Genomic DNA, 26,036 nt, shown 5'->3' on the forward strand with positions numbered 1-26,036 from the left:
GTGAAAATAAAATATTAGATTGCAGCTGTTGTCGTTCCAATAACGTTCCCCGTTAGCATAATCACCTTAAGCGACAAGGTCATCTTACCGTCTGGTAAACGAGGCCTATGGCTCCAGAATCAAAGGTTTTGTTTTCGATTAGCTTAAGATTGATCTTCTCCTTGAGACCTTGGAATAACGGCAATCCCTTACCGATCAGAACGGGAGAAACCGTAATTTTATACTCATCAATTAAATCAAGCTGCATGAGGTGGTGTGCGAACCTAGGACTGCCGAGGATAACCATATCCTTGCCTGGCTGCTGTTTGAGGTTATTGATCTCTTTCTCGACATCTTCTTTCACGAGTCTGGAATTATTCCATTCGACTTTCTCCAGCGTCGTGGAAAAAACGATTTTAGCTGTCTTTTCGATCCACTCGGCATGATTCCGTTCATGCTGCGAAGCTGATGGGTTCGAAGGCACAGATGGCCAGTAGCTATACATCATCTGATAAGTCCCACGTCCCCAAAGGACAGTGTCGGCAGTACTCAGAATTTCTTTCGCATGTTTCTCCAAATCAGCATCATAGGAAACCCAGCCAATGTCCATTTCACCATTCGGCCCTTCTACAAAACCGTCAAGCGATGCGTGAAGAAATAGAACGAGTTTTCTCATTTTCAGTTCTCCTTTGTTCATGAGTGATATTTACACTATACATTAACTACATTTTAGCAGTTTTCTTCAGTCTAGACATTTATTATCTTTAGACAACTGTTATTGATAATGGTTATCATTTATGATGATCATTAGACAGATAACGAAGGGGTAGTCATTATGCACATCAACAATCAAATATTTCTATGGGATCAAGCGACCGTCAAGTTATTGGATGTACGCCAAATTGAAATGGTTCAAGGCGAAATTCTTCAAAAATATAAGATTCCTGCCAGTATTTTTTTACTTTCGGTACATGGGAGCGCTCAAGTTCAGTTAGATCAGGCCGAATTTTCTTTTACAGGATTTCAAATCCTCCATAGCGGGAAAGGGGCGAGCCTCAATATTGTTCCGACAAGCAAAAAATTTGTTTACTATATTATTTACTACCGTGCATGGATTCATGAAGAGGATCCCTTCCAAATACAATATTGTTTTTCCCCTGATGCACCCATTTTACTTTATAACAAAATTCAAATGATGCATCAAAAATGGAACAGGCAAGAAGAGAGACTCCATGTTAAATCACTGTTTTATCAATTCATTGATCAGGTTTTAAAAGAATTATATAGAAAAGAGACTGAGGTGAAACAAACAAGTGTTGCAGTCCAAGTAATCACCTATATTCAGGAATACTATGCGGACCCAATTACATTAGATTCTCTTGCGGAAGTATTTAATTTCAGTGCTTATCATTTGTCATCATTGTTTAAAGAGTACACAGGTATGAGTCCGATTGATTACTTAATTCGTTTTAGGCTTGAACGGGCAACAGAGCTTTTAATGACAACAGAGGCTTCTGTCGGGGAAATTGCAGCAAGCATTGGTTATAAAGACGTTTATTATTTCAGCCGAATTTTTAAGAAAAGAAAAGGTGTATCCCCTGCACATTTTAGAACAAGAGAGTTACAGGCACATAAAGTTGCTGAAAGTCCATCAAACTTCCCCACATCCTCTATTTTTGAACACATCGTTCAACAGTATATTAATAATGATAATCATTATCATAATACGGAAAAAGGGGAATTACATATGTTTAAAATGACAAAATCTCAAACGACGGCAGCTTTGCTGCTTTGCGGTTCTCTATTATTAGGTGCTTGCTCAAGCGGGACGGGCACAGCTGCGAAGGAGCAGAGTACTGGGAATGGAACCGTTAATCAAACAGTATTAGAAGAAAGTTCGAAGACTCGAATAGTATCAACGCCAAAGGGAGATGTGGAAGTACCTGCAGAGCCGAAAAGAGTAGCGGCTGACCAATATATGGGACATTTATTGAAATTAGGAATTGTTCCAATCGGTGCAAGAACATTTATGCTGGATGAAGGCTGGATGGAAAAGGCGGACATTCCGAAAGAAACGATCGAGAAGATTGAAGATTTAGGGGATTTTCCTTTAAATCTGGAAAAATTAACGATGCTAGATCCGGACTTAATTATCGGTTCAATCGATGAGAACATAGAACAATATGAGAAGATTGGAACGACTGTTTTTCTGCCTTATTGGGAGGGGTTAACAACCGCAGGGCCGCTTGATAAATTCAGGGGTGTAAGCAAGATATTCGGAAAAGAAAAAGAAGCAGAAGAATGGATTGCGCAATACGAACAGAAAGTAGCTGAAGCAAAGTCGAAACTCGCCGGTGTTATCAAGGAAGGGGAAACCGTTTCGGTTGTTTCATTTTCAGAAAAAGCGGTATACGTCTTAGCGGCAAAGGGAGGAAACTATGGTTCTTCCACTATATACAATATGCTGCAGCTGCCTCCAACAGAAAGTGCAAAAAATATGGCTGAGGGGTTTGAATCGATTTCACTTGAAGTGCTCCCAGAATACTTAGGGGATTATGTTTTTGTTTATAATGGCGATGCTGATGCAACAAATAAAGCAATGGAAAGTAACATATGGAAAGGCATCCCTGCAGTGAAAAATGGCAAAGTTTATTTGTATGGTGATAACTATCATGATGAATTCGTAATGGAGGATCCTTTTTCATTAGAGCTTCAGCTGGATACGATTGTTAATTTATTACTTGGCACTACTAAATAATTTAATAGATATGGCACATCTGAGCGAAACGGAATCCACCTCCTGAATAAATTAAATAACCGCTCCGTTTGGACTGTGGATCAGGCCGTTCCTGATAGGAAGTGGAGGAACTCCGAGAGTGAGGTTGTCCGGTACCACATAAGGCTTTGTACTATGAGCAAGTGCCTTGGTCGACCTCATCCACATAATAATTCCAAGCGCAGCATTCAAAAGAGGATTTATATCAATGGATATTAATGACATTGACATCTATAGGTTTTTCTAAAATAATAGAATGTAATTGAATACTGGTACCTTTAATTCAGTCCAGAGAGGCTGACAAGGACAGCGGATTTTTATAATCACGTGAGAAGCAGGGCATATTCCGTCAAGGGATGCTCTGTGTCTTAGCGCGGATTATGATGAACAAAAGAGGCTACTTGTCAGTTTGATCTGACGAGTAGCCTCTTTTGTTTCTGCTTTTTTGGTATCAGGACACTTTATACTGGGGGTATTCTGATGAGTAAACAAGATCAAGAGTTTTCGTGGCAAGCGGTGCCGAAAACGCAGAGAAATCATTTTGGAAAGACGTTCTCCGTCATGTTAGCATTCACTTTCTTTTCCGCAAGCATGTTGGCAGGGGGAACGTTAGGGGTCAGTTTGACATTCATGGAGTTCATTGGAATCGTGCTTGCCGGTAATCTGGCACTCGGCATCTATACCGGAGCACTGGCACATATCGCTGCCAAAACAGGTCTTTCCACGCATTTGCTTGCAAAATATGCGTTCGGTGAAAAAGGCTCGTACCTTCCTTCTTTCCTGCTTGGCTTCACACAGGTCGGATGGTTCGGTGTCGGTGTAGCCATGTTCGCGGTACCGGTCGCCAGAGCGATGGACTGGAATGTGTACCTTTTGATCTTCGTGTTTGGTCTCGCAATGACGGCATCAGCCATCTTCGGCATGAAGTCGCTCGTCATTCTGGGTTATATAGCAGTTCCGGCCATTGCTATTCTCGGTGGTTACTCAGTGTTCGAAGGAGTAAACACGCTGGGTGGTATGCAAGGGTTGCTCGATTACACACCAACAGAGTCGCTCACCGCAGCAGCAGCATTGACCATTTGTATCGGGTCATTCATTAGCGGCGGAACGTTGACGCCCGATTTTGCCCGGTTTGCCAGAACCTCCCGGCAGGCGGTTACTGCAACGGTCATTTCGTTCTTTCTAGGGAACTCACTTATGTTTCTCTTCGGTGCAGTCGGCGCAATGGCTTATAATTTGGCAGATATCTCGGAGGTCATGTTCTTGCAAGGATTGCTCATTCCTGCGATCATCGTACTGGGGCTGAACATCTGGACAACTAACGATAACGCACTTTACGCTTCCGGGCTGGGCTTTGCCAATATCACTAAAATTTCGAAAAAGTTTTTCGTTATCGTTAACGGCATCGTGGGTACCGTATTTGCCATGTGGATGTACAACAATTTCGTTGGTTTCCTGAATGTGCTGGGCGCGGCGATACCGTCCATCGGGGCGATCATCATCGCAGACTATTTTATTGTGAAGCGCAGAAACTATAAACCATTTGCCGACATGACTTTCAAAAATGTAAACTGGATCGCGATGGTGGCTTGGGTTATCGGCGTGGCCTTCGCCCAGCTGGCTCCAGGAATAACACCACTTAATGCACTGATTGGAACAGCGGTTGTATACACCGTGATAATGCTGATCGTTGCTAAGAAAGAATCCAAAGAAAAGGGGAATAAAAATGATTATACAGAACGCAAAATTGCGGGGTAAAGAAGGTTTATGGAATATTGTTGTGAAAGATGGGAAGTTTGAGCTTATCACGCAATCAATGGAACTAACTGCGAATGAGGAAGTAATTGATGTTAACGGCTCACTTGTGCTGCCGCCGTTCATTGAACCTCATATTCACTTGGATACAACGTTAACAGCAGGTGAGCCAGAATGGAATTTGAGCGGAACACTGTTTGAAGGCATCCAACGTTGGTCAGAACGCAAGGCCTTCCTGACGCATGAAGACGTCAAAACGCGTTCCAAAACTGCATTGAAGTGGCAGATCGCGCAGGGTATCCAGCATGTACGAACACATGTAGACGTTACTGATCCAAGCTTGACCGCCGTAAAAGCGATGCTTGAAGTGAAAGAAGAAATGGCACCGTTCATTGACATCCAGCTTGTCGCTTTTCCACAGGAAGGTATTCACTCCTTCCCGAACGGCGTGGAATTACTAGAAGAGTCGCTGAAAATGGGTGTTGACGTGGTGGGTGGTATTCCACACTTCGAATTCACAAGAGAATATGGCGTTGATTCGATGAAGGTTGCGTTTGACCTCGCTGAAAAATACGACCGTCTGATCGATATCCATTGCGACGAAATCGATGACGAGCAATCCCGTTTCTTGGAAGTTGTAGCCAAAGAAGCTTACGAACGCGGGCTTGGCTCCCGTACGACAGCAAGCCACACGACGGCGATGGGGTCATACAATGATGCATATACGTACAAATTGTTTAGATTACTGAAGATGGCTGACCTAAATTTTGTCTCCAATCCTCTGGTTAACATCCATCTGCAGGGACGCTTTGACACTTATCCGAAAAGAAGAGGGTTAACTCGCGTCAAAGAACTGCTGGAAGCGGGACTTAATGTATGCTTCGGTCACGATGACATTTTTGATCCATGGTATCCGCTTGGCACAGGCAATATGCTTCAGGTGCTGCACATGGGTATTCATGCTTCTCAGTTGCTCGGATACGATCAAATCGTAAATTCAATCGATCTTATTACGAAAAATAGCGCAAGAACGTTGAATATCGAGGATATGTATGGCATTGAAGTAGGTAAACCTGCCAACTTCATCGTTCTTGAAGCAGAGAATGAGTATGAGACCATTCGTAAACAGGCCGGAGTACTTTATTCGTTCAGAGCAGGCCGCAAAATCGCGGAAACAAAGCCGCGGGACACTTCGATTATTCTTGAGAACGGTTCGGAAAAGATTACTTTCAATAAATAATCGAATGAAGTATGTGCTGCATCAAGCAGCGCCTGCTTTTTAGCCAAAAATCCCCTCATGATAGTCAGGAATATAAGAGATCACGTGATTGTGAACTCTTCCTGTATACATGGGGGGATTTTTTGTGATTCTTGTGTTTGACCATTTTTCTATTGCAGGACATTCCGGACCCAAACTCCAGTATCACTAAGACTTTTTTCATAGCTTATTTCCAAGATTCGACCTTGTTTTCACCCACTGTATAGGCCGAAAGTATAAATTTACAACACTTTACAAAAATCTATGTTTTTCCTAATCCTTATGAGATAGCATATTAGACGAAAGCGGTGGACAATTATGGAAAAATCCACCGATCTATATCTTAAGGAGGATGAATATGAAGGAGAAGCGTTCAGGTTGGAATAAGAAGCTGCTACAAAGCATGCTGGTTGCATCTGTTGCCGTACCCCTGCATTTGTTCGCATTCGGAGCCGGCTCGGCAATATACGCTGAGGGGCCAAGCGACCCCGCCCCATTCATTGAAGCCAAAGTGGTCAACGAGCATGCAGGCCAGAAAATTCTGTTTGACAATACCCACGCGCAGACGGCCGGAGCGGCCGACTGGGTTATTGATGGCGCTTTTTCCGATTTTGGTAATGCGCTTGCGCAAGAAGGCTATTACGTCAAAGAGCTTCGTAAGACCACTCCGATTACGCTAGGCGATCTTTCCAGCTATGACGTCTTCGTCGTGGCCGAATCTAACATTCCATATAAATCCAGTGAGCAGGCAGCTATGGCGGAATACGTGGAGAACGGCGGCAGCATCTTCTTCATCGGCGATCATTACAATGCGGACCGCAATAAGAACCGCTGGGACGGCAATGAGGCATTCAACGGTTACCGCCGCGGAGCTTGGGACAACCCGGCCAAAGGCATGAGCACTGAAGAGGCCGGTTCCGCGGCAATGCAAGGCGTGGTCAGCTCCGACTGGCTGGCGGAAGAGTTCGGTGTCCGGTTCCGCTTCAATGCGCTCGGTGACATTAACGCCACCAACATCGTGGCTCCCGATCAGGCCTTCGGTATTACATCAGGAGTATCAAGTGTAGCCATGCATGCCGGCTCCACGCTGGCAATCCTCGACCCGACCCGGGCGAAGGGCATCGTCTATCTACCGAAAACCAACAATGCTTGGGGCAACGCGGTGGACCAAGGTGTCTACAATGGCGGCGGCGTAGCGGAAGGTCCTTATGTGGCCGTGGCGAAAAAAGGTGCCGGCAAAGCCGCCTTTCTCGGCGACTCCTCCCCAGTCGAGGATGCCACACCGAAGTATTTGCGCGAGGATACCGGTGCCAAAAAAACGACTTACGATGGCTTCAAGGAGGCTGACGATGCTGAGCTCCTGGTGAACACCGTTAACTGGCTCGCCGAACAAGAGAGCTATACGGATTTCACCAAGGTAAGTGGCCTGACGCTGGATCAGCCGACGCAGCTGCTGCCGTTCGAAGAGCCGGCGCTTTCCACCGAGCCGCAGCCAGAGCCATGGGCCGCTCCGAATGCCGGCTACAAATGGTTTGACCGCACCAGCTACAAGGCGGGCTCTTACGGCGGACCGGCGGCTACTGCAAGTGCGGTGTACAATTTCACGCACCAAACGGTGCTGCCGAACGCGCAGGATTTCCAGATTCGTGTCAGCGCAGATAATCTCCCTGCCAATACGAGCGTATCAGGCTTCCAATTGGGTATCTACCAGGTGAGTAGCGGTGCCCAGATCGCCAAGATCCAGAACAGTGACGGCACTTGGCCGAGTAGCTATGCTTACAGCGCCAACTTTAGCCTGACTTCAGACTTGAACGGCCATGCCTACAAAGATCTGACCGTGCAGATCAAACCGGGCACCACGGCTGCATCCAATCTGCGTCTGCGCCAGAACGGAACGAACCTGAAGACCGAATCAGTAACGCTCGGTAACGTCCCAGCAGAACCGCTTCCGGACGAGGAAGATCCGATTCCAGCGACCGTTTCCATCGGCGAAGCCCGGACCAAGATTGTTGGATCCTTGGTGACGGTTGAGGGGATCGTAACGACTGAGCCGGGTATTTTCGGCGGGCAAACCTTTTATCTGCAGGATGAGACCGGCGGACTTTATGTCTACCAGAGCCAAAGTGGCTTCCATGCCGGCGACACGGTCAAGGTAACAGCGTCCACGGCGCTGTACAATTCGGAGCTAGAGTTGACCGAAGTTGTGCAGATCGAGAAGACCGGCACTGCGAAGCTGCCCGAGTCAGTTGACGTGCCGTCTGTGAACGATACCAATCAAGGTCAGCTGCTCAAGCTTAAAGACGTGAAAGTGACGAATATTATCACAGCCACTCCAAGCGGTTCTTTTGAATTTGACGCCATCGCCGATGACGGGACAAGCAATCACATCCGGGTGGATGCCCGGACGGGCATCACGAAAGACAGCTTCCCTTATGCGGAAGGACAGAAGCTCGATATTACGGGCGTAGCCGCGATCTTCAAAGACGTATACCAACTCAAGCCTAGAAGTCTCGGAGACTTCAGCATTGTGGAAGAAGTGGGGGCTCCGGTAACGACGGCAACCCTGTCGGTAAATCCGAACGCTGCCGGCTGGTTGAACCAGCCCACCGAAGTAACCCTGAAGGCCGACTCTGATACAGCTAAAGTTTATTACTCTCTGAACGGCGGTGCGGAAGCCGTATACAGCACTCCGTTGGCCGTAAGCAAAGATGGACGGCATACGCTGTCTTATCATGCGGTTTCGGGCAAGGGAAAGGCGGAAGAAACTAAGACACTGAGCCTTAATATCGACACGGTTTCACCGACAGCGGAGCTGACGGAGTCAGGTCATGCGGTCGGAGATGTAGAGGAGGAAGCCCAGCTTAAGTTTGTATTGGCTGCCGAAGATAATCTGTCTGGCGTCACCTCCAAGCAGCTTCTGCTGGATGGACAGCCCATAGCTGACGGACAGACCCTGAATGCTGCGGAGCTGGGTGCCGGGTCCCATACTGTAAACTACGTCGTGACCGACGCCGCAGGCAACACTGCCGAAAAGAGCTACACGTTCCAAATTACTGGCGGAGCGGCGCTTGCAACTGACAAACCTGGACAGCCAGTGTTGTCTTCGAACAGCGGCTACGGTTATGGATTCAGTGACGGTAACTTTACCGTCACCATGAACCTCTGGTGGGGCAATAACGCTACCAGCTACAAGCTTTATGAGAATGGCACACTGATCGATTCCAAGTCTCTGAAGGATGTATCTCCTTCCGCGCAGACGGCAAGCACAGCGCTTTACGGTAAGCCGAATGGCACCTATATATACACAGTGGAGCTAACCAACAAATACGGCACAACCAAGAGCCAGCCGCTCACGGTGACGATCCGCGATGCCGCACCGGGCAAACCGGTCCTGGCCCATGACAACTGGGACGGAGATGGCTCTTATAAAGTAACGATGAATCTGTGGTGGGGCACTAATGCCACAGAGTACCGCCTTTATGAGAACGGGCAACTGATCGACACGCAAGCGCTAAACGCCAACACGCCTTCGGCGCAGAACGCTACGACTGACGTCACTGGTCGCGCTTCCGGCAATTATGAATACCGGGCGGAGCTGGTTAATGCAGCGGGAGAGACCATAAGTGATATCATAAACGTAACCGTCAACAAATAATACGATGAGCGTTTAAATCTTGTAAGAAGTATTCCAAGGTGTTGCATTCCGATTTGCTGTTGATCTAAATATGTCTCCAGGAGGTGCTTATATCTTTCAGATATAACGCCTCCTTTTTGACTTGTTCATATTCCGTTCATATTGTCGTCACGATGAGTACATCTTAGTTGATTACACTTTGAATATGTCGTCAAGGCGGCACTTCAGATACAGGGACAAGAAGGGAAGAGATAAACGTGGCAAATATGGTGGAAATAAAAACAACTGGGACTAAGAGCCACAAGAAACGGAACCTATGGTTAAAAATAATCGGAGGTATTGTAGGGGCGCTCGTGCTGTTCATGGGCATCGTGTTTATCGTTGATGCAATCAGCGATGGGATAGAGAAAAAGAAAATCGAATCCTATGGCCAGTATGTCAATGTGGATGGGAAAAAGATGAATGTGCTCATTCAAGGCAGCGGAGAACAAACCGTTGTACTCCTACCGGGACAAGGAACCCCGTCGCCTGCACTTGATTTCAAATTGCTGATCGATGAAATTACCCCTAATTATAAAGTCGTGTTGGTCGAGCCTTTCGGTTATGGTTTGAGCGATGAAACCGAGAAGGAAAGAACGACGGAGAATATAGTAAGTGAGGTTCACGAAGCTCTGCAGCAACTGGGTGTTGACAGTTACATTCTAATGGGACATTCCATCGCGGGACTTTACGGAGCGACCTATGTGAACACTTATCCGGATGAAGTTCTTGCTTTTGTCGGCATCGATAGCAGCGTTCCCAATCAACCCGGGATGGATGTCAAATTACCTTTGAAATCCATGCAATTTCTTCAAAAATCAGGTCTGATGAGATTGTTCCAAAAAGTGAGCGGAGATGCGTATAAATCGCTTGCATTCGATGAGCATACCAAAGAACAGATGCGTTTGATTTCGAATCAAGTCGCGACCAATCCAACGTTGATGAATGAACTGAGCCACCTCGGTTCCAATTTTAAAAATGGAGAAAAACTCACAATGCCAAAAGACTTGCCGTTGCTTCTCTTTGTTCAATCGAATAATGAGCACAATAAACAGTGGATTCCGCTTCATGAAGAGCAGGTCAAACAATCCGCACAGGGAAAAATGATCCCGATGGAAGGTTCTCATTACCTGCATCATACAAAATACAAAGAAATCGCCGAAGAATTCAAAGCTTACATGAAACAAATCCAATAGTATGGTTGATAATTAAACTGCGTTGCCGAAATTGAAGTGCACCCTCTAAAATTTCATTGGATAAACCAAAGGTTTTATCCAATGTCTATTCTAAGGGGTGCACTTCATAATGCATTAGGTTGTTTTTGTTTGATTCCAATTCTTGTGTCACATCTGCCGATCAAGAGAGAATCAGCGGTAAGGTCCAAGTACTTGTCCTACAAGGAACTGTACACTGATTTAATCACCTACAATTTCGTTCAGTAAAAGTTCTTCCGTTAACGCATAGCGGTACAGCCGAACCTCGTCGATTAGGCCGTTCATTGTGGAGGACGAGTTATGTCCGGCGGTCAACGACAGTTTGTTCGAGATGTTACCTCCGAGCAGCGAATTATTTTCTCCAACTAATATACCGTCTACATACAGTCTCAGTCCCGTGTCCCGATCCGCTACAGCCGCGACATGATGCCAATTGCTGTCTGTATACGTCTGGGTCGATTGCACGACATCGGCAGTGCTACCGTAATCGAGCCAGAATCGAATTGTATTGTTGCTCTCGATTCGCAGGGCATAGGAAGCGTTCGTATCCCCTTTATTTATGATGTATTTCGGCGTGCCGACAACATTGGTTCTAAACCAAGCGGTCAGGCTAAAGTCTTGGTCTGTGCCGAAGTCGTAGATGCCGGAATCCGGATCACCAAGCTTGACGAATTGTCCACTTCCCGAGAATTGGACAGCTCCACCTGATTTGCCTGATGAGCTGCGAGCCACGCCGTTCAAAAGCATCCCGTATTCGTAATCGCTTATATCGTTGGCTGTGATAATGCCGCTTCCCACCGTCGGTTCGTCAAAGCTCCAACTGCCAGCGACACCACCAAGAGCAAGCATATCATGTTCTTCTAGGACATAATTGAATAATTTAACCTCAGAAATCAGCCCCTTTAACGTCAAAGCTGAATTAGAACCAATCGTCAGGGGGAGGTTGCTAGCTATGTCGCCTCCCAGGAACGCAGACGATTGCGCGACAATCGATCCGTCGACGTATAGCCGCAGTCCGGCATCGCGGTCTGCCGCGCCAGCGACATGGTGCCATTTACCGTCCGCTAAGGAAACGGCGGACTGCACTGCATCGAACGTACTCCCGTAATCGAGCAAGAATCGGAGTGAGCCGTCCGCTTCGAAGCGAAGCCAGAAGGAGCCGTTGGTATCGCCTTTGTTCACGATATATTGGATCGATCCGGTATGGCTTGTCTTGACCCATGCCGAGATAGTAAAGTCCTGCGTCGAGCCGAAGTCAAACGAGCCGTCCGCAGAATGGCCAAGGTTGACGTGATCGCCAGCTTGGGAGAAGCTCAGTGCTGGACCAAATTGCCCTTCCGCACCCGGTACTGCACCTGAGATCGATCCGTCGTGTCCTGCACCTGATGTATCAACGGCCGTCATACCGGCTGTTTCGTTCAGCGGCCAGCTCCCGAGCAATGAGCGTTTCCACCAGATACGCGACACGATGGTACTGTTAGGTTGGAGCGAATTCCACTCATTGCTGGTCACAATACTCAGCTCTGGCGTAACATCCAACGTGCCAAAGTTCCCGAGCTGCGCACGGTCGGTCGTGTTCGGCATCACGTTGTGCTCTGTTTCCTTCTTAAGCCTCAGCGTCTCCGGATTCATCTTGGCCATCCATAGAGGCGCCCGATATCGGAACACATCCGAATTGACGGGACCTTGCCGAGTATAAACGAGATACAAGCCGTCCGGTCGCGTCATCCAATGCATCTGTGTATTCATGCTTCCGACGATGGGAGTGCCGTCTTCCCACTGTAGATCAACGGCGGGCTGCCAGTCGATACCATTGATGCTCTTGGTCAAACGATTATTCGTGTCATCACGGCTCGTCAGAAAGTATTCGCCGCCGAACTTGGTCAGCGAAGCCTCGATACCTGAACGATTGCCGTTTACGCCGGTGTTCGGGACCGTACCGCTCATGCTTTCGTATATCAATGAGGTCCCGTCGAAGGAGGCGGTCACAACTTGCAGCGCGCCAGAGCCGGAGGTCGAATGAATCGGCCATAACACCTTGCCCGTCTGCTCGTCTATGTGCGGATAAGAGCTTCCCGCATGACCGAATACTTGAGGCCAATCAAAAAGTTGCCAATCTGCACTCCAGGCTTCGATAGTTGGGTCGAATACGGCGTATGCCGGATAGGTTTGCTTTTTGCCGTAATTGGCGTCGTACGACTGCGCCATGCCAAGAAGTATGATCTTGCCGGTTGCAGCATGATAGACAGGAACGGGATCGATGAGCATGCCCCTGTAGCCATTCGGAAGTGTCTTCCAATCGTATTGCGGGATAACGTTGTAAGGCGTCCAGTTGTCACCAAGATTAGTGCTGACCGTGTAGGCGATGTCATAAAACACGTCAGAGTGGTTGTCATTCAAATCTTTGGATGCCGTGCACAATATCGCCGGAGTGCCATTTTGACCTTGTCCCGGCAGGGTGGCACAACGCGTATGAGACCACCAGAAATCATTGGTGCCATCATTTGCATAGATCCGTTTCGGATCGACACGGTAACCAGTAGCGGCTGCTGGCACAGCCAAAGCCGCCATAAGACAAACGAGCAGCAAACAGGAAACAGCTTGTTTCAAAAGAATCATCAGCTCCTTGGACATAAAATATTAAGCGCTTACATTAAGAATCATACCAAATCAACTCTTTCTAACCTATTGGATAGAGTCTAGATTTGGTAGATTATATTAATCTTTTGAGCGGTATGGCTGATCAATTTTGGCGATTGCGGTATTCGGTCGGTGTCAGGCCAGTCCTTTTTTTGAACAGACGGCAGAAATATTTCTCGTCTTGGTAGCCGGAGCGGAGTGCCACCTCATAGGTTTTCAGAGAGGTTTCCGCAAGTAATCGTCTCGCTTCGGCAAGCCGTATTTCGGTCAAGTAATCCGACAGGTTGATGCCTTGGACCTGCTTGAACAAAAAGCTTAGATAGACGGGCGACAAGTAGACTGCCTGTGCTGCTGTCTCCAGCGTCACATACTCCCTGAAATTATCCTCAATAAATCGTTTTGTCTTTTCCACGATAGCGTTTTTACCGACTTTGCGAAAATCGAGGGTCCGCCGCAGAAGTACGTCCAGATAGCGTCGCATTTCTTCCACTAACTGCTCCAACGTAGACGTCTCGAAGAACATCGTAATTTGACCTGCGGGAAGCAGTTCGTCGAGTGCCAGCTTCGGGTGCATGCCCATCAGCGAGTCCGCAGCTGCCACCATGTGCTGGAGTGCAATGGATTTGGTCACTTGTACAGGATAGTCGCGGCTCTTCAAATGTTGGATAAAGTCCTCTAGCCATCGGGTGAGCTGATCGGGATTACCGACTTTGAGCGCAAGTTGAAGCGCTTCGTCAACTGGAGTGGAAGCTGGAAACTTCTGATTCGGTGAGACGGTATTTTCCCATTCCAGATCCTCAACGAACACGACCTGGTTTTGACCGGTATAGTATTTGTACTCCAACGCCGTCCGAGCCGATTGATAGAGATGTTTGCCCTCCGTATTGAGGCTCATCCCTTGCACCGATACCCCGATCATCACCATATAGTGAAGCGCCTCGCGCAGATTACTTACCAGTCTGCACAAATCCTCCCGAAACTGAGCCTTCTGCGACGGTGTGACATTGGCCTGCAGAATGAATCGGTTGTGCTCAGGACAAATTAAGAATTTGTCAGGCCATGCCGCAAGCGTCTCCTCAGCTATATTCATAACAGCAAAGTTCATCAACTGCTGATCTTCGTAAGAGTAGTTTTTCGGAAAGTCTGGATCTTCGTCCAACTCGATGATTGCTAGATATACGGGACCGATCCGTAGAGGGATGTGTAGGAACTCCGTTTTTTCCACGAACAGATCGTCGTTGAAGCAGGCGCCCTCCAGCAAAGAAGTAAGAAAACGGAAACGGATCAGCGGCAGATGGTCCTTAAGTTGACTTTTGAGCTTTTGCTCATCTTTCCATTGCTGTTGGATGGATAGGACAACATTCAGCAGCTGGTCGAGATCCGGTGGCTTTAGTAAATAATCCAGTGCGCCTAGCTTGAGCGCCTGCTGTGCGTACGTGAACTCGTCGTGTCCGCTCAAGATGATCGATTTAACCGGCAGCTCCCGCGCATGGATTTCCTGCAACAGCTCCAGGCCAGTTTTGCCCGGCATCCGGCAATCCAGTAACAGCAGATCGGGCTTGTCTCGCTCGATAAGCTCCAGCGCTTCATCTCCGTTATCGGCAGGCGGAAGCCAAGTAAAACCATGCTCCTCCCATGGAATAAGGGCACGAAGGGCTTGAGGTACGATGGGTTCGTCGTCAATGACCATGATTTTCATAAAGCAGCCTCCATTGGTTTTCGTCTGATATGAGCGGGATAACCAGCATAACACGCGTGCCATGCCCCAGTTCACTCTCAATACGTAGTGCGTATTCCGGCCCGAACATCATAGTCAGTCTTTCATTGACGTTACGGATGCCATAACCGGTGCCGCTGGTATCACTTTCAAGCAGAGAACTTGCCATCTCCGGGCTCATGCCGCATCCATCATCTTCGACGACGAATTCAACCCGCTGCTCGTCCAGTTTTCTTCCTCTGATCGAGAGCGTGCCGGGCTGTGCCCGCTTTGTACTAAAGGCGTGTAGAATCACGTTTTCCACCAATGGCTGCAGCAGTAGCTTCATCATATAGAAGTGAATGATGTCAGGATCGATCTCATAACAAGGAATGAATCGGTTCGGAAAGCGGGCATATTGGATATGAATATAGGCCTTGACCTGGCTCAGCTCCTGACGAATCGTATAATAATCTTTACCCTTGTTAAGAGAAAGACGGAAGAGCTCAGTCAGGGATTGCGTTACCTGGGCTGTATTATCATCACCGTTCATTTTCGATTTAAGGAAAATATAGTCCAGCGTATTGTACAGAAAGTGCGGTTCGATCTGAGTCTGAAGCGTCTTAAGTTCAATCATCTTTTGTTTTGTTTGACTAATGTACACTTTCTGAATGAGACTGTTCGTTTCCATGACCATATCATTGTACTTTTGGGTAAGCAATCCAATCTCATCTCGTGAGGTGACCTCGACATTCTGGTTGAAGTCGCCCCGTTTGAAGTTGTTCATGGAACGGAGTAACTTCTTAATCGGTTTTGTAATACTGCGCGATAGGAATACCGAGCAGAACCCGACGAGAGCGAGCAGCGATACCGATAGGGCGAGAGTTACATTTAGCATGATTCGGTGTTGGCTACGGATAATTTCCAGCGGTGTGAGGCTTACAATGTTCCAAAGATATGGTTCCACGACCGTACTGGCGACGGAATAACGCTTTCCGTTAATATCATAGATCTCCGAATGCGACTTAAGTGAAAGCTGCTGCTTGAGTTTCAGATCGTCCATCAGTGTTTTTTTTAATCCGTTGTCCTGACTTTTGCTCGATACAAGATTGTAGTTGTCATCAAAAATAAAGATGTTAGACGAGCGCACAATCTCAATGTCCTGAATGATATTGCCGATAGCGTCACGATTAACACCCATAAAAAGCAAGCCGAGCTTGTTGTCCGGGTCATATAAATCGACGATCCGCCGTCCAATCATAATTTCATTGTAGCTGTGCCCGAATGTAAATAGGGGGGTGCTGTAATACGTCCAGAATGCCTCGCCGTCCCGGGAAGCAACAGCGGTGTATAGCGGCATCTCAGCGAAGTCTGAATAAGGGATGACCTGCCGGAAAAACTCGCTGAAATCGCGGTACAAAAAGCCGTTTTGGCCGTAGATAACAAGGAAGCTAACGTATTTTTTGGCGGCTTTGATGTTGTCGAGATAAGCAAGTGCGGCAGCCTGTTCAGTGTTGACCGGTCCGTTATAATCCCGACTGAGCAAGCTTTGTAAGCTAACGTTATTCATAATGTAGGAAGTAATGTCTCCGGCGTCGTCTAGCATCAGCTTGATGTTATTGCCGATCAAGCGTACCGTCTGGGCTTGATTTTGCTCCGTTTCCTTCTCTAGAGAGGAGGTGGCGGTCCGAAACGAAAAGAAGCCGAGCGTCAGCAGCGGAATGAGGACGAGTAATACAAAGGATACGAACAGTTTCGTTTGCAGATGTCTGAATACGAACATGGAAAGCCTCCCAACAGGCGGCGCTTGATCATCCGCATAGGAAAATAATGTTATAAGCAATTTATACTGTTACATTAGCAAATCCTTTCTCTACATTCAATATGGAGGTAGAAGATCGAAACCAGTTACTTGACGAAGTCCACTAAACCTTGAAATTGCCGCATTGTTGCATATCGAATCTGCGGGTAAGATGGGATTGTGCACAAGCAAGACAAGTCCAAACGGGAGGATGATCAGATATGCGCAGGGGGAAAAAGAGATTTGGGTTCGGCGCGGTGGTTGTTGCACTGTCGCTGTTAGCGAGCGGATGCGGAACATCTGGCGGGAATAACGCGGCAGAGAATGGAAAGAACAGCCAGCCGCCATCGACGGCGGCAAGCGGAGAGGCCATCGACTGGAACACAGTCAAGGCTGACATCCGGTTCGTCTATCCGGGAACTTCAGAGGCGGAGAAAGAGCTGGCTGAACAGTTCAAGGCGAGAATGAAGGAAAAATATCCGAACGTCAATATCGAGTACATGTATCTGTCGTGGGCCGATATGGAGAAAAAACTATCCGTCATGTTAAATTCGGGGGACGTCCCGGATCTCACACAAACGCAAGACATCACCAATTTGGTTCGATTGAACGGCTTGGAAGACTTGACCCCCTATTTTGAGCAAGAAGGCGAGCATTTGAAGAAGGACGATTTTCTGCCGGGTACGATGGAATATGCCCAAGAGGATGGCAAACTGTACGCTGTACCGAATCTAGCGAACTCCTTCACGATGATCGTCAATGAGAAAATGCTGAACGAAGCAGGCATGAAGCTGGAGGACTTGCAAACGTGGGAGGATGTTGAGAAAGCAGCCAAGGCGATGACGAAAGACGGCAAGTACGGTTTCGGCTATCCGCTTGGAACAGCCCGGTTCGCATTCCGTGTGCCGTTCACGGCCGCATATAGCAATAATCTGCTGCTGAGCGATACGTCAGCTGAGAGCAAAAACAAATACCTGGAAACGCTTCAGCATTTCAAAAATCTGGAGCCTTATCAGCCGAAAGCGCATCTGACCTGGGGGTACCCGGAAATGTTTCGCGCATACAGCAATGGCGAGGTTGGCATGATTGCGGCGGGAACGTTCTTTACAGCCAATGTATACAGCATTAACCCAGACATCGTCAATGTCTCCCGTACGATTGCGTATCCGAAGGGGCCTTCAGGCACATCAGCCAAAGCGCCGGTATCGAACGTCGGTATCGCGATGTTCAAGGACAGTAAAAACAAGGAAGTCGCCTGGAGACTCATTCAGGAATGGTCATCCCAGGAATTCAACAGCACGGCAGCGTCCGTCGTCAACGTGACGGCGATCAAGAGTACAAGCCTCGATGAAATTATCAAGAAGTCAGAAAAAATTTATCCAAAAGCGATAGAGGGACACAAGACGATGCTGAACGACTTCAGCAAGCTGCTGGATGAATCCGGCGTTCCGATGGACAAAATTCCGGGACAAAGCGAGATGGAAGTCATCGTTCAGGAACAGATGGCCAAGCTGCTTAACAACAAAGTGACGGTAGAAGAGGCATATGCCGCCATCAAAGACGGCATTGACAAAATCAAGTCAAAACTGGAATAGGCCAGACTCCGTTGGAGCTGCATGCCGAGCCATTGCAGCTTCACAGGATGTTATGGGACCGGTGAAGGAAAGGAAGCGTAAGAAATGTCCGACATACTGAGGCTAGATAGGCAGGATCCGCCGCTCAACCGACAGCGGGGACGCGTTTCGGCGTTTTTTCGGGAATTCGGCTTCGGGTATTTTTTGCTGGCGCCCGTCGTCCTTTATATTGTAGTATTTCAATTTTATCCGCTTGTGGAAACGATCCGGCTGAGCTTGTACGACTATTCGCTCATCTCCGGACGTGGCATGTCATTCAACGGCTTCGGTAATTACAAGGAGCTGCTCGTGAATGACGGAGCTTTCTGGCAAATTTTCTGGAACAGCTTCATCTGGGTTCTGGGTTCCACTGCCCTTCAATTCGCGATTGCAATACCCGCCGCAATTATTCTGTTCAGCAAGATACGGTTCAGAGGGTTGTGGCGTGGATTGATGATGGTTCCATGGGTATCGCCGGTCGTTATTATCGGCATTGTCTGGAAGTGGATTTACGACGGTCATTACGGACTATTCAATCATTATTTAAAAATGTTTCACTTGATTTCGGAAAATATCGTCTGGCTTGGAGATGAACAACTGGTCTGGCCCGCACTGCTGCTAACGTCGGCGTGGAAGGGATTCCCCTATATTACGCTGATGATGCTATCTGGACTCACGGGCATCTCCCAAGAAATGATTGAGGCGGCGCATATGGATGGGGCTTCCGCGTGGCAGAGGTTTACCCGGATTACGCTGCCAATGCTCAAGCCGATCATGTACGTCACCGGGCTTGTCAGCATTGTCTCCTCCTGGACCAAATTCGAAATGATATGGGCGCTGACGAACGGTGGACCGGGCTATTCGACCAGTATTTTGCCGACGTATTTATATACGAATTCATTCGTTTACTTCGATCTCGGCAAAGGTTCGGCCATCGCTACGCTGTCGATGGCGATAGTATTGATTCTCGTCGGTATTTACTCGCGTCTGTTCGGCCGAAACCTAGAATAGGCATCAGAGGAACGATATTATACCCGATTAAAACGATGTTCTTACGAGTCTTGGTCCTGCTTGTACTATGCAGGGTAGTACCACTAACAACGATGCATGATTCGAGGTGCGACTTATGAAAGAGTCTTTTGCTCAAAGAACGGCAAATTATGTCTGGCTGGCGCTGTTGATGGTATTCACGCTGCTGCCGTTCGCTTGGTTGATCGTCACGACGCTGAAGTCGGACACGGAAATGTTCTCAACGATTCCGACCTGGATCGTGGACAATTTGACTTGGGATCATTACAGATGGGCGCTTGGCGATGTAGGATTTCAGCTGCCCCGACTGCTGCTCAATTCAATTATCGTATGCGGTATCACCGCACTGGTTACAGGAGCCATCGCCTGCATTAGCGGCTATGGTCTGGCCCGCTATAAGGTACCCGGCGTTAGCCTGGTCGTCGTGCTAATCGTGCTGGCCCAGATGATTCAGGGTCCGTTGATCATGATTCCCTGGTACAAAATAGCGGCAGCGTTTTCACTGCTGAATACGAAAGCGATTTTGGTCTTAATTTACGGGACACTGACGATACCTGTTGGTGTGTGGATTATGAGCGGGTTTTTCCGTACCATACCGCCCGAGCTGGAGGAAGCAGCGGCGATTGACGGATCAGGCAAGTGGCGGACGCTGTTCACAGTCATTATTCCGCTTAGTTTGCCGGGGTTGGTGTCAATCACACTATATGCATTTATTCTCGGATGGAACGACTACCAGTACTCGCTCATTTTAACCAGCTCTATCGACGCAAAGACCGTTCAGGTCGGCATCGCCGAATTGATGGAAAGCATGGGTTCGACCAACTGGGGCGGATTGCTCGCAAGCGGGGTTATCGTTATTTTACCGATTATCGTCATTTTCGCATTTATTCAGAAATATTTGATCGAGGGAATGACCGCAGGGAGCGTAAAGGGTTGATAGTTTTTTTAAAAAAAGGAGCCGATAGAGATGACTAATTCTTATGATTTCAAAGGCGTGTATACCGCGCTTATTACGCCGATGCACGATGACGGTAGTATTGATCATGAGTCACTTGCCCGTCTAGTTCGACATTTGCAAAGCCAGCGCGTTAAAGGGTTTTATGTAGGCGGAAGTACTGGTGAGGGCTTCATCCTGAATACGGTGGAGAGGCAAGAGGTGCTGGAGACAGTCGTCCGCGCGGCGGAGGGGAAGTCAACGATCATTGCCCACGTCGGAGCCATAGGTACGGAAGCTTCGATCGAGTTGGCGCGTCATGCCGAACGGCAGGGCGTCGATGCGATGTCGGCAGTGGTGCCGTTTTATTACAAGACGACAGTTGAACAGATCAAGGAACACTATATTGCAATTATGGCCGCTGTCCCGCTGCCGATGCTTATCTATCATTACCCGGGAGCGACAGGCGTCCAATTATCGATGGATTTCTACGAAGAGATGGCCCAGTATCCCCAATGCATCGGCGTCAAATTCACATCCCTCAACCTGTTCGAGATGCAGCAAATTCGTGCCCGCTGCGGAGACCGCTTTCTAATCTTTAACGGACATGATGAGGTGTATGCGGCTGGCGCGCTCACTGGAGCCGACGGCGCTATAGGCAGCACCTATAATATGATGGCTCCGTTATTCGTTCAGATGTATCAAGAAGCGGAACATGGGAACTGGTCAAGTCTTTCAGAACTGCAGGGCGAGGCGAATGAGGTCATTGCGAATATGGTGTCTTTCGATGTGATCCCTTATGAGAAGTATATTTGCTATGCACAGGGCATTATCCGCTCGTACAGAGCAAGGCAGCCGCTAAAGCAACTGACGGAGGTAGAGACAGCGGCAATCCGAACGTTTTATGAAAAAAGTGCTGTTTTGAAGGTATCGGCTTATCAAGTGTAATAAATTGATGATGACAATGGAGCCAGGATGTAAAGAATACATGCGATCGGCGCAACTAGCAGCTTGCCCTCACCTTCCAGGCAAAAATATCTTGTTTTGTCCAATAAACCTGTCACGGAAAAACAAACCCATGATATGCGCTTCTGTTCCAAAAGGAATGATGAGCAGTAAGTGAATATTACCATGTGTTATTCCAATGCTTTCTTGCTAATTTGGAAATTCCCCATAAAACCTGAACATTTACTCAAGTTTTGAGGGGGATATCCTTTACATTTACAATAGAGCCTTTTGAAAGGGAACAACAAAAGTATGATTCTTGTTCAGGGGAGAGGATCTAGATGTTGGGAAAAGATGAACTAGCTGAACTAGCGGATCGCGTCTATCATCGGATGATCGATAAGACGACGAATGATTGGGGAATGGGTATCGATAGCTGGGATTGGGTTCCGGGCGTCGGCGTCATTTCAATTCTGGCTTACGGCAAATTAATGAACAATCATGAAGCCATCGAATATTTGCTTCAATGGACGGCTCGAAATAAACAATTGAGTGAGCAAGTAAATGTCATCAATTCCATGGCGCCGTATGCGATCTTCCCTGATTTGTATCGGCTGGGGGGCGAACATTGGTACTTGGATACCGCGCTCAATGTCGGGGATTGGATGCTAACGGAAGCACCACGCACGCGGGAAGGTACTTTTGAGCATACAGTCACGGAGAATGTTCAGTTTTCCGAACAAGTGTGGGCGGACAGCTTATTTATGACCGTACTCTTTCTGGCTCGACTTGCAAAGCTAACTGGTGATCGCAAATACGCGATAGAAGCGGAATTCCAACTACTTAGCCATTTACGTGTGCTTCAGGATCCGTCAACGGGTGTATTGTTCCATGGCTGGAATTGTGAGGAGAAGAATCATATGTCCTCCGCTCGTTGGACGCGTGCGAATGCATGGGTCATCCTCGCAATTCCTTGGATTGCGGAGGAGATTGGTACCACGACGCCATTTTCAGATGAGATTGTAGAACGATACCAGCGGCTTGCAGCAGGACTACGGCATTTCCAAGGGGTATCTGGCATGTGGAGTACCGTCATGGATCAATCCGAATTTTATAAGGAGACATCCGGGAGCGCAGGCATCGCGGCGGGTTGGTTAGCTGGTATGCGATTAGGTTGGCTGGATGATTCATACAAGAAAGCCATTAATCTGGCATTGCATGGCGTTATAGATCGGATTGACCCTGACGGTACAGTACAAGGGGTATCTGGAGGAACGCCAGTTATGCCGAGCATTGCGGCCTATGATGAAATTCCGTGCATTCCGACCCTGTATGGCCAAGGGCTAACTCTTATTCTGTTATCACTCGCACACGCAGACTGTGGAAAATTCTATGCCTAATGTACAACTGACGTTCCCTGAGGGGAAACATAAGGTACTCACGATGAGTTATGATGACGGAAGATCAGCCGATAGACGATTGTTGCACTTATTCAATCAATATGGCATTAAAGGAACTTTCCATTTAAATTCAGGCCTGGCCGGACATCACGAACGAATTCCTTTGGAAGAAGTCAAGGATCTGTACAAAGGCCATGAAATCGCGGTGCATACGGTTACGCATCCGACACTAACACGATGTTCAAGGGAGCAAATCGTTGGTGAGATAATTGAAGACAGGAAGTCTATAGAACGAGTCACAGGCTACCCGATCAGAGGGTTTTCCTATCCCAACGGTTCATTCAACCGCCAGATCCAAGAGATGCTCCCACACCTCGGGATCGAATATGCCAGAAACGTCCTAAGTCATGGGAATTTTCACCTGCCAGATGATTACTTCGCGTGGAACCCGACCTGTCACCACAACCAAAACCTTCTTGCGTTGACCGAGACATTCAAGCAGCTTGGTCGAAGACAGCATCTTTATTTGATGTATATCTGGGGACACAGCTACGAGTTCGATCAAGACAGTAATTGGGAACTAATCGAGAGCTTTTGTGAATCGGTTAGTGGTCGTGAGGATATATGGTACGCGACGAACATCGAAATCGTAGATTACATGCGAATCTATCAGAGCCTACGATTTTCTGCTGCGATGGATCTTGTATACAATCCCTCTTATCATTCGATATGGCTGGAAGTGAATGGTGAAGTCATTGAAGTGAAAGGCGGAAGTCAAATAATACTGGTACGGTAATCTGACCACGCAAACAACGAATTCGTAATCAAGATAGATTCCCTTTTGTCCATCAAGGCTCTTAACTAGAGAGAAACGATGGAACAGGAGGGAGTTTTTCTATTTCTAGAATTTTAAAGAGTGATATAGGAATTCACGACGAAATGAATGACATCCAATCATCTGCTGAGGGAGGGATATGTTATGCGCTTAAGTATTTCGGGGAAAGTTATGATGATTTATGGATCGATCTTTATCATCGTTATTATCCTTACCTTTAGCTTGTCTTATTTCGGGATGGTAGGACGTCTGCGTAGCGATTTGAAAGATACACATATTGCGCTACTCAAGCAGATCGACGATAAGATCGAACTCGTGTTTCGCTCAACAGAGAAAGATTTGCTGAATTTATCTGAACAACTTGAATACGTGTATTTCATGTATGACAGTTACGATGATGTCTCACAGAAGTATGCGAATTTCTTCGGTTTATCGAACAAATTGAAAACGATGGTTCATGCCAACAATCAATTTTCCTCCGTCTTTATTTACTCGAATACGAGCGGTGATGTATTAACCGATAAAGCTTATATCAACAAAAACGAGTCAGAAGATCATTGGTTAGGAAGTTATCTAGATATGGATGGTTATACGAAGTGGATCGCGACGCACAAGATATGGGATGGGGAGAAAATGCAGGATGTCGTCACATTAATCCGACCCTATCCGCTAATTAGTAGTCCGGCTTACCGGAAAGGTCTTGTAGCTGTCAATATTAATGAAGAGGTACTCTACCGCATGATTAGCGATGTGTTCGATGGCAATCAAGAAGGAATACATACGTTCATCATCGATGACAAAGGGAACATCGTGACGCATGATGACAAATCACAATTATATAAGAATATGACAGACATTCCTTACATCAACCGGATACTAGGTGAGAAGGGGAGTGGGCAATTCGCAGTCGAATGGAATGGAGGCAAGCAGTCCATCTTCTATACGAAGTCCAATTATACGGGTTGGAGAATTGTAAGCGTTATTCCTGAGACTCAGTTGTACCATCCATTAGCATCGATTCGAAATCTTATGATCGGGATTGTTGTCTTGATGGTCGTACTCGCATTATCCGTGCTGTTCTACGTGAACCGTCGAACCTTTAGACCGCTGGATCGCTTGGCAAATAAAATGACTGGCGCATTCAAACCAATGAAGCCGGAGCACGCCGCCAGACTTGATTATTTAGAGACGGTATTTGATCAAATGTTCATGGATCGCGAGCAGTTGGAGCAGCGAGTTCGGGACTCCAAGCCGATCCTGAAATGGAGAATCGTGATGGATATGTTAGCGGGTTATCGAACTGAGTATTCGTCCGTAAGCATCCAGTTAGAATTTACTGGGTTTCCATTGCATCCGAGCATGTTTGTCGTCTGTACAGCTGAGATTGAGAAAGAAGGCAGTATGAGCTCCAAGGATGAGACGCTATATACCTATGTGTTCTGTAATGTCGCCGAAGAGTTGATCAATATGGAGACCGCCGGCATTGCAATCGATTTAGGTTCAGGTAGATCTGCCATTATTTTTAGCTTCGCAGAAGGAGATGTGGAACAGAACCATTTGCATGCCCTAACGATTCTTGAACTCATTCTGGACATTATGAAGCATCAGTTCGGACTATGCGTAACGGCAGGGGTAGGTAGATGTTATTTCGATATGAAGGATATTCCGACATCGTATGAGCAATCACAAAAAGCACTGCAATATCGCATGGTGTTCGGCAGCCATGCCGTTATCTCATTTGAAGATTTGATCGGCTCGGATAATCAATATTATTACCGGCTCATTAAAATGACAGAGCGCATTATTGAAGCGCTTAGGCACACGGAGATCGAGAAAATCAGGATAACTGTTGCACTCTTATACCAGGAGGCGATTGGGAACAGTCTGTCCCCGGAACTCATCCGGCATTTATCCTATGAGCTGGTGATAAAATCGTTGCAGGCCATTGCTGTGACAGGCATTGAAACAGACGAAGTACTAGATAGCATGGGCAATCTACACGAACGAATGAACCGTTGTCATGATTGGAAGGTACTGGAGCAGATCGTGCTGGACGTGCTTACGCAGATAGCAAGCAAAGTAAAAGAGAAGCGGGAGCAGCGGGGCAGTAATAAATTGATCGAGGCCATGTTGATCTATATCGAGGAGCATTATAGAGAAAGCGAATTTTCACTTGCACAGTTGGCTGATCAGTTTGAGCTCACTCCTACGTACATCAGCAAATTGTTCAAAGAGCATACCGAGAAGAACTTCATTGATTACTTGATTGAGACACGGATTAAAGCTGCTGTTGGTTTGCTCATAGATAAGAATCGCAAAATCAACGATATTGCCGAAGAGGTTGGGTATAACAATACTCGAAGCTTTTTACGGGCATTTAAGAAATATACAGGCATGACGCCTTCGGAACATCGGGATTGGATGCTAGATACGAATGCCGAAATCACCGTGGAATAAGATTTTTACGAAACTCATCACAAAAAAATGA

General features: G+C 47.3%; 16 protein-coding genes. 12 read left to right on the forward strand and 4 right to left on the reverse strand.

The features are described from left to right. Positions 1 to 79 precede the first annotated feature (79 nt). The gene (locus MKY19_RS15390) at positions 80 to 655 is read right to left on the reverse strand and encodes a dihydrofolate reductase family protein (protein WP_076299809.1); all 576 of its coding nucleotides are present in this window, start codon (positions 653 to 655) and stop codon (positions 80 to 82) included. Positions 656 to 814: 159 nt separating this feature from the next. On the opposite strand from MKY19_RS15390, the gene MKY19_RS15395 reads away from it, so the two are divergent. The 5 genes from MKY19_RS15395 to MKY19_RS15415 all read left to right on the forward strand — a co-directional run bounded on the left by MKY19_RS15395 (position 815) and on the right by MKY19_RS15415 (position 10,637). After that, positions 815 to 2,737: an AraC family transcriptional regulator gene (locus MKY19_RS15395; protein ID WP_339264782.1), complete on the forward strand. Its 1,923-nt coding sequence runs from the start codon at positions 815 to 817 to the stop codon at positions 2,735 to 2,737. A gap of 498 nt (positions 2,738 to 3,235) precedes the next feature. After that, positions 3,236 to 4,513, forward strand: a complete 1,278-nt coding sequence (codB, locus tag MKY19_RS15400; RefSeq protein ID WP_339795836.1) for a cytosine permease — start codon at positions 3,236 to 3,238, stop codon at positions 4,511 to 4,513. Further along, on the forward strand, positions 4,482 to 5,750 hold the full coding sequence (locus tag MKY19_RS15405) for a cytosine deaminase (RefSeq protein ID WP_042188420.1): 1,269 nt from the start codon (positions 4,482 to 4,484) through the stop codon (positions 5,748 to 5,750). Before codB ends, MKY19_RS15405 begins: the two co-directional genes overlap by 32 nt. A gap of 421 nt (positions 5,751 to 6,171) precedes the next feature. Then, a complete protein-coding gene (locus MKY19_RS15410) occupies positions 6,172 to 9,423 on the forward strand; it encodes a chitinase N-terminal domain-containing protein (RefSeq protein WP_339804333.1) in 3,252 nt (1,083 codons plus the stop codon). 245 nt (positions 9,424 to 9,668) lie between these two features. Then, on the forward strand, positions 9,669 to 10,637 hold the full coding sequence (locus MKY19_RS15415) for an alpha/beta hydrolase (RefSeq protein WP_339804336.1): 969 nt from the start codon (positions 9,669 to 9,671) through the stop codon (positions 10,635 to 10,637). 219 nt (positions 10,638 to 10,856) lie between these two features. Here the strand turns inward: MKY19_RS15415 and MKY19_RS15420 are convergent, their stop codons facing one another. From MKY19_RS15420 to MKY19_RS15430, 3 genes are all read right to left on the reverse strand, one after another. Further along, the gene (locus MKY19_RS15420; RefSeq protein WP_339795838.1) at positions 10,857 to 13,289 is read right to left on the reverse strand and encodes a LamG domain-containing protein; all 2,433 of its coding nucleotides are present in this window, start codon (positions 13,287 to 13,289) and stop codon (positions 10,857 to 10,859) included. 109 nt (positions 13,290 to 13,398) lie between these two features. Next, entirely contained in the window at positions 13,399 to 14,994 is a 1,596-nt protein-coding gene (locus MKY19_RS15425; RefSeq protein WP_076283717.1) for a response regulator, read from the reverse strand. Next, the gene (locus MKY19_RS15430) at positions 14,975 to 16,774 is read right to left on the reverse strand and encodes a sensor histidine kinase (RefSeq protein WP_076283716.1); all 1,800 of its coding nucleotides are present in this window, start codon (positions 16,772 to 16,774) and stop codon (positions 14,975 to 14,977) included. The genes MKY19_RS15425 and MKY19_RS15430 overlap by 20 nt, the downstream gene beginning before the upstream one ends. A 239-nt stretch (positions 16,775 to 17,013) precedes the next feature. On the opposite strand from MKY19_RS15430, the gene MKY19_RS15435 reads away from it, so the two are divergent. From MKY19_RS15435 to MKY19_RS15465, 7 genes are all read left to right on the forward strand, one after another. Beyond that, positions 17,014 to 18,387 carry an extracellular solute-binding protein gene (locus MKY19_RS15435; protein WP_339795841.1) on the forward strand — a complete coding sequence of 458 codons (1,374 nt, stop codon included), beginning with the start codon at positions 17,014 to 17,016 and terminating at the stop codon, positions 18,385 to 18,387. A gap of 84 nt (positions 18,388 to 18,471) precedes the next feature. Next, on the forward strand, positions 18,472 to 19,416 hold the full coding sequence (locus tag MKY19_RS15440; RefSeq protein WP_076283714.1) for a sugar ABC transporter permease: 945 nt from the start codon (positions 18,472 to 18,474) through the stop codon (positions 19,414 to 19,416). A gap of 199 nt (positions 19,417 to 19,615) precedes the next feature. Next, positions 19,616 to 20,371 carry a carbohydrate ABC transporter permease gene (locus tag MKY19_RS15445; protein WP_179086710.1) on the forward strand — a complete coding sequence of 252 codons (756 nt, stop codon included), beginning with the start codon at positions 19,616 to 19,618 and terminating at the stop codon, positions 20,369 to 20,371. Between the two features lie 30 nt (positions 20,372 to 20,401). Further along, on the forward strand, positions 20,402 to 21,316 hold the full coding sequence (locus MKY19_RS15450) for an N-acetylneuraminate lyase (RefSeq protein WP_339264794.1): 915 nt from the start codon (positions 20,402 to 20,404) through the stop codon (positions 21,314 to 21,316). A gap of 338 nt (positions 21,317 to 21,654) precedes the next feature. Further along, the gene (locus tag MKY19_RS15455; RefSeq protein ID WP_339241129.1) at positions 21,655 to 22,713 is read left to right on the forward strand and encodes a glycoside hydrolase family 88 protein; all 1,059 of its coding nucleotides are present in this window, start codon (positions 21,655 to 21,657) and stop codon (positions 22,711 to 22,713) included. Continuing rightward, positions 22,706 to 23,509: a polysaccharide deacetylase family protein gene (locus tag MKY19_RS15460; RefSeq protein WP_076283710.1), complete on the forward strand. Its 804-nt coding sequence runs from the start codon at positions 22,706 to 22,708 to the stop codon at positions 23,507 to 23,509. Before MKY19_RS15455 ends, MKY19_RS15460 begins: the two co-directional genes overlap by 8 nt. A 183-nt stretch (positions 23,510 to 23,692) precedes the next feature. Next, positions 23,693 to 26,005: a helix-turn-helix domain-containing protein gene (locus MKY19_RS15465; protein ID WP_076283709.1), complete on the forward strand. Its 2,313-nt coding sequence runs from the start codon at positions 23,693 to 23,695 to the stop codon at positions 26,003 to 26,005. Positions 26,006 to 26,036: the final 31 nt, after the last annotated feature.

It is taken from the genome of Paenibacillus sp. FSL R5-0744, assembly GCF_037972555.1.
GTDB lineage: Bacteria > Bacillota > Bacilli > Paenibacillales > Paenibacillaceae > Paenibacillus_AQ.

Excerpts from the sequence above, each read along its gene's own strand:
- MKY19_RS15455 (WP_339241129.1), top strand. The coding sequence starts at position 21,655 with ATGTTGGGAAAAGATGAACTAGCTGAACTAGCGGATCGCGTCTATCAT.
- MKY19_RS15435 (WP_339795841.1), top strand. The coding sequence starts at position 17,014 with ATGCGCAGGGGGAAAAAGAGATTTGGGTTCGGCGCGGTGGTTGTTGCA.
- MKY19_RS15460 (WP_076283710.1), top strand. The coding sequence starts at position 22,706 with ATGCCTAATGTACAACTGACGTTCCCTGAGGGGAAACATAAGGTACTC.
- MKY19_RS15425 (WP_076283717.1), bottom strand. The coding sequence starts at position 14,994 with ATGAAAATCATGGTCATTGACGACGAACCCATCGTACCTCAAGCCCTT.
- MKY19_RS15410 (WP_339804333.1), top strand. The coding sequence starts at position 6,172 with ATGCTGGTTGCATCTGTTGCCGTACCCCTGCATTTGTTCGCATTCGGA.
- MKY19_RS15430 (WP_076283716.1), bottom strand. The coding sequence starts at position 16,774 with ATGTTCGTATTCAGACATCTGCAAACGAAACTGTTCGTATCCTTTGTA.
- MKY19_RS15440 (WP_076283714.1), top strand. The coding sequence starts at position 18,472 with ATGTCCGACATACTGAGGCTAGATAGGCAGGATCCGCCGCTCAACCGA.
- MKY19_RS15465 (WP_076283709.1), top strand. The coding sequence starts at position 23,693 with ATGCGCTTAAGTATTTCGGGGAAAGTTATGATGATTTATGGATCGATC.
- MKY19_RS15405 (WP_042188420.1), top strand. The coding sequence starts at position 4,482 with ATGATTATACAGAACGCAAAATTGCGGGGTAAAGAAGGTTTATGGAAT.
- MKY19_RS15420 (WP_339795838.1), bottom strand. The coding sequence starts at position 13,289 with ATGTCCAAGGAGCTGATGATTCTTTTGAAACAAGCTGTTTCCTGTTTG.
- MKY19_RS15450 (WP_339264794.1), top strand. The coding sequence starts at position 20,402 with ATGACTAATTCTTATGATTTCAAAGGCGTGTATACCGCGCTTATTACG.
- MKY19_RS15390 (WP_076299809.1), bottom strand. The coding sequence starts at position 655 with ATGAGAAAACTCGTTCTATTTCTTCACGCATCGCTTGACGGTTTTGTA.
- MKY19_RS15415 (WP_339804336.1), top strand. The coding sequence starts at position 9,669 with ATGGTGGAAATAAAAACAACTGGGACTAAGAGCCACAAGAAACGGAAC.
- MKY19_RS15395 (WP_339264782.1), top strand. The coding sequence starts at position 815 with ATGCACATCAACAATCAAATATTTCTATGGGATCAAGCGACCGTCAAG.
- codB (WP_339795836.1), top strand. The coding sequence starts at position 3,236 with ATGAGTAAACAAGATCAAGAGTTTTCGTGGCAAGCGGTGCCGAAAACG.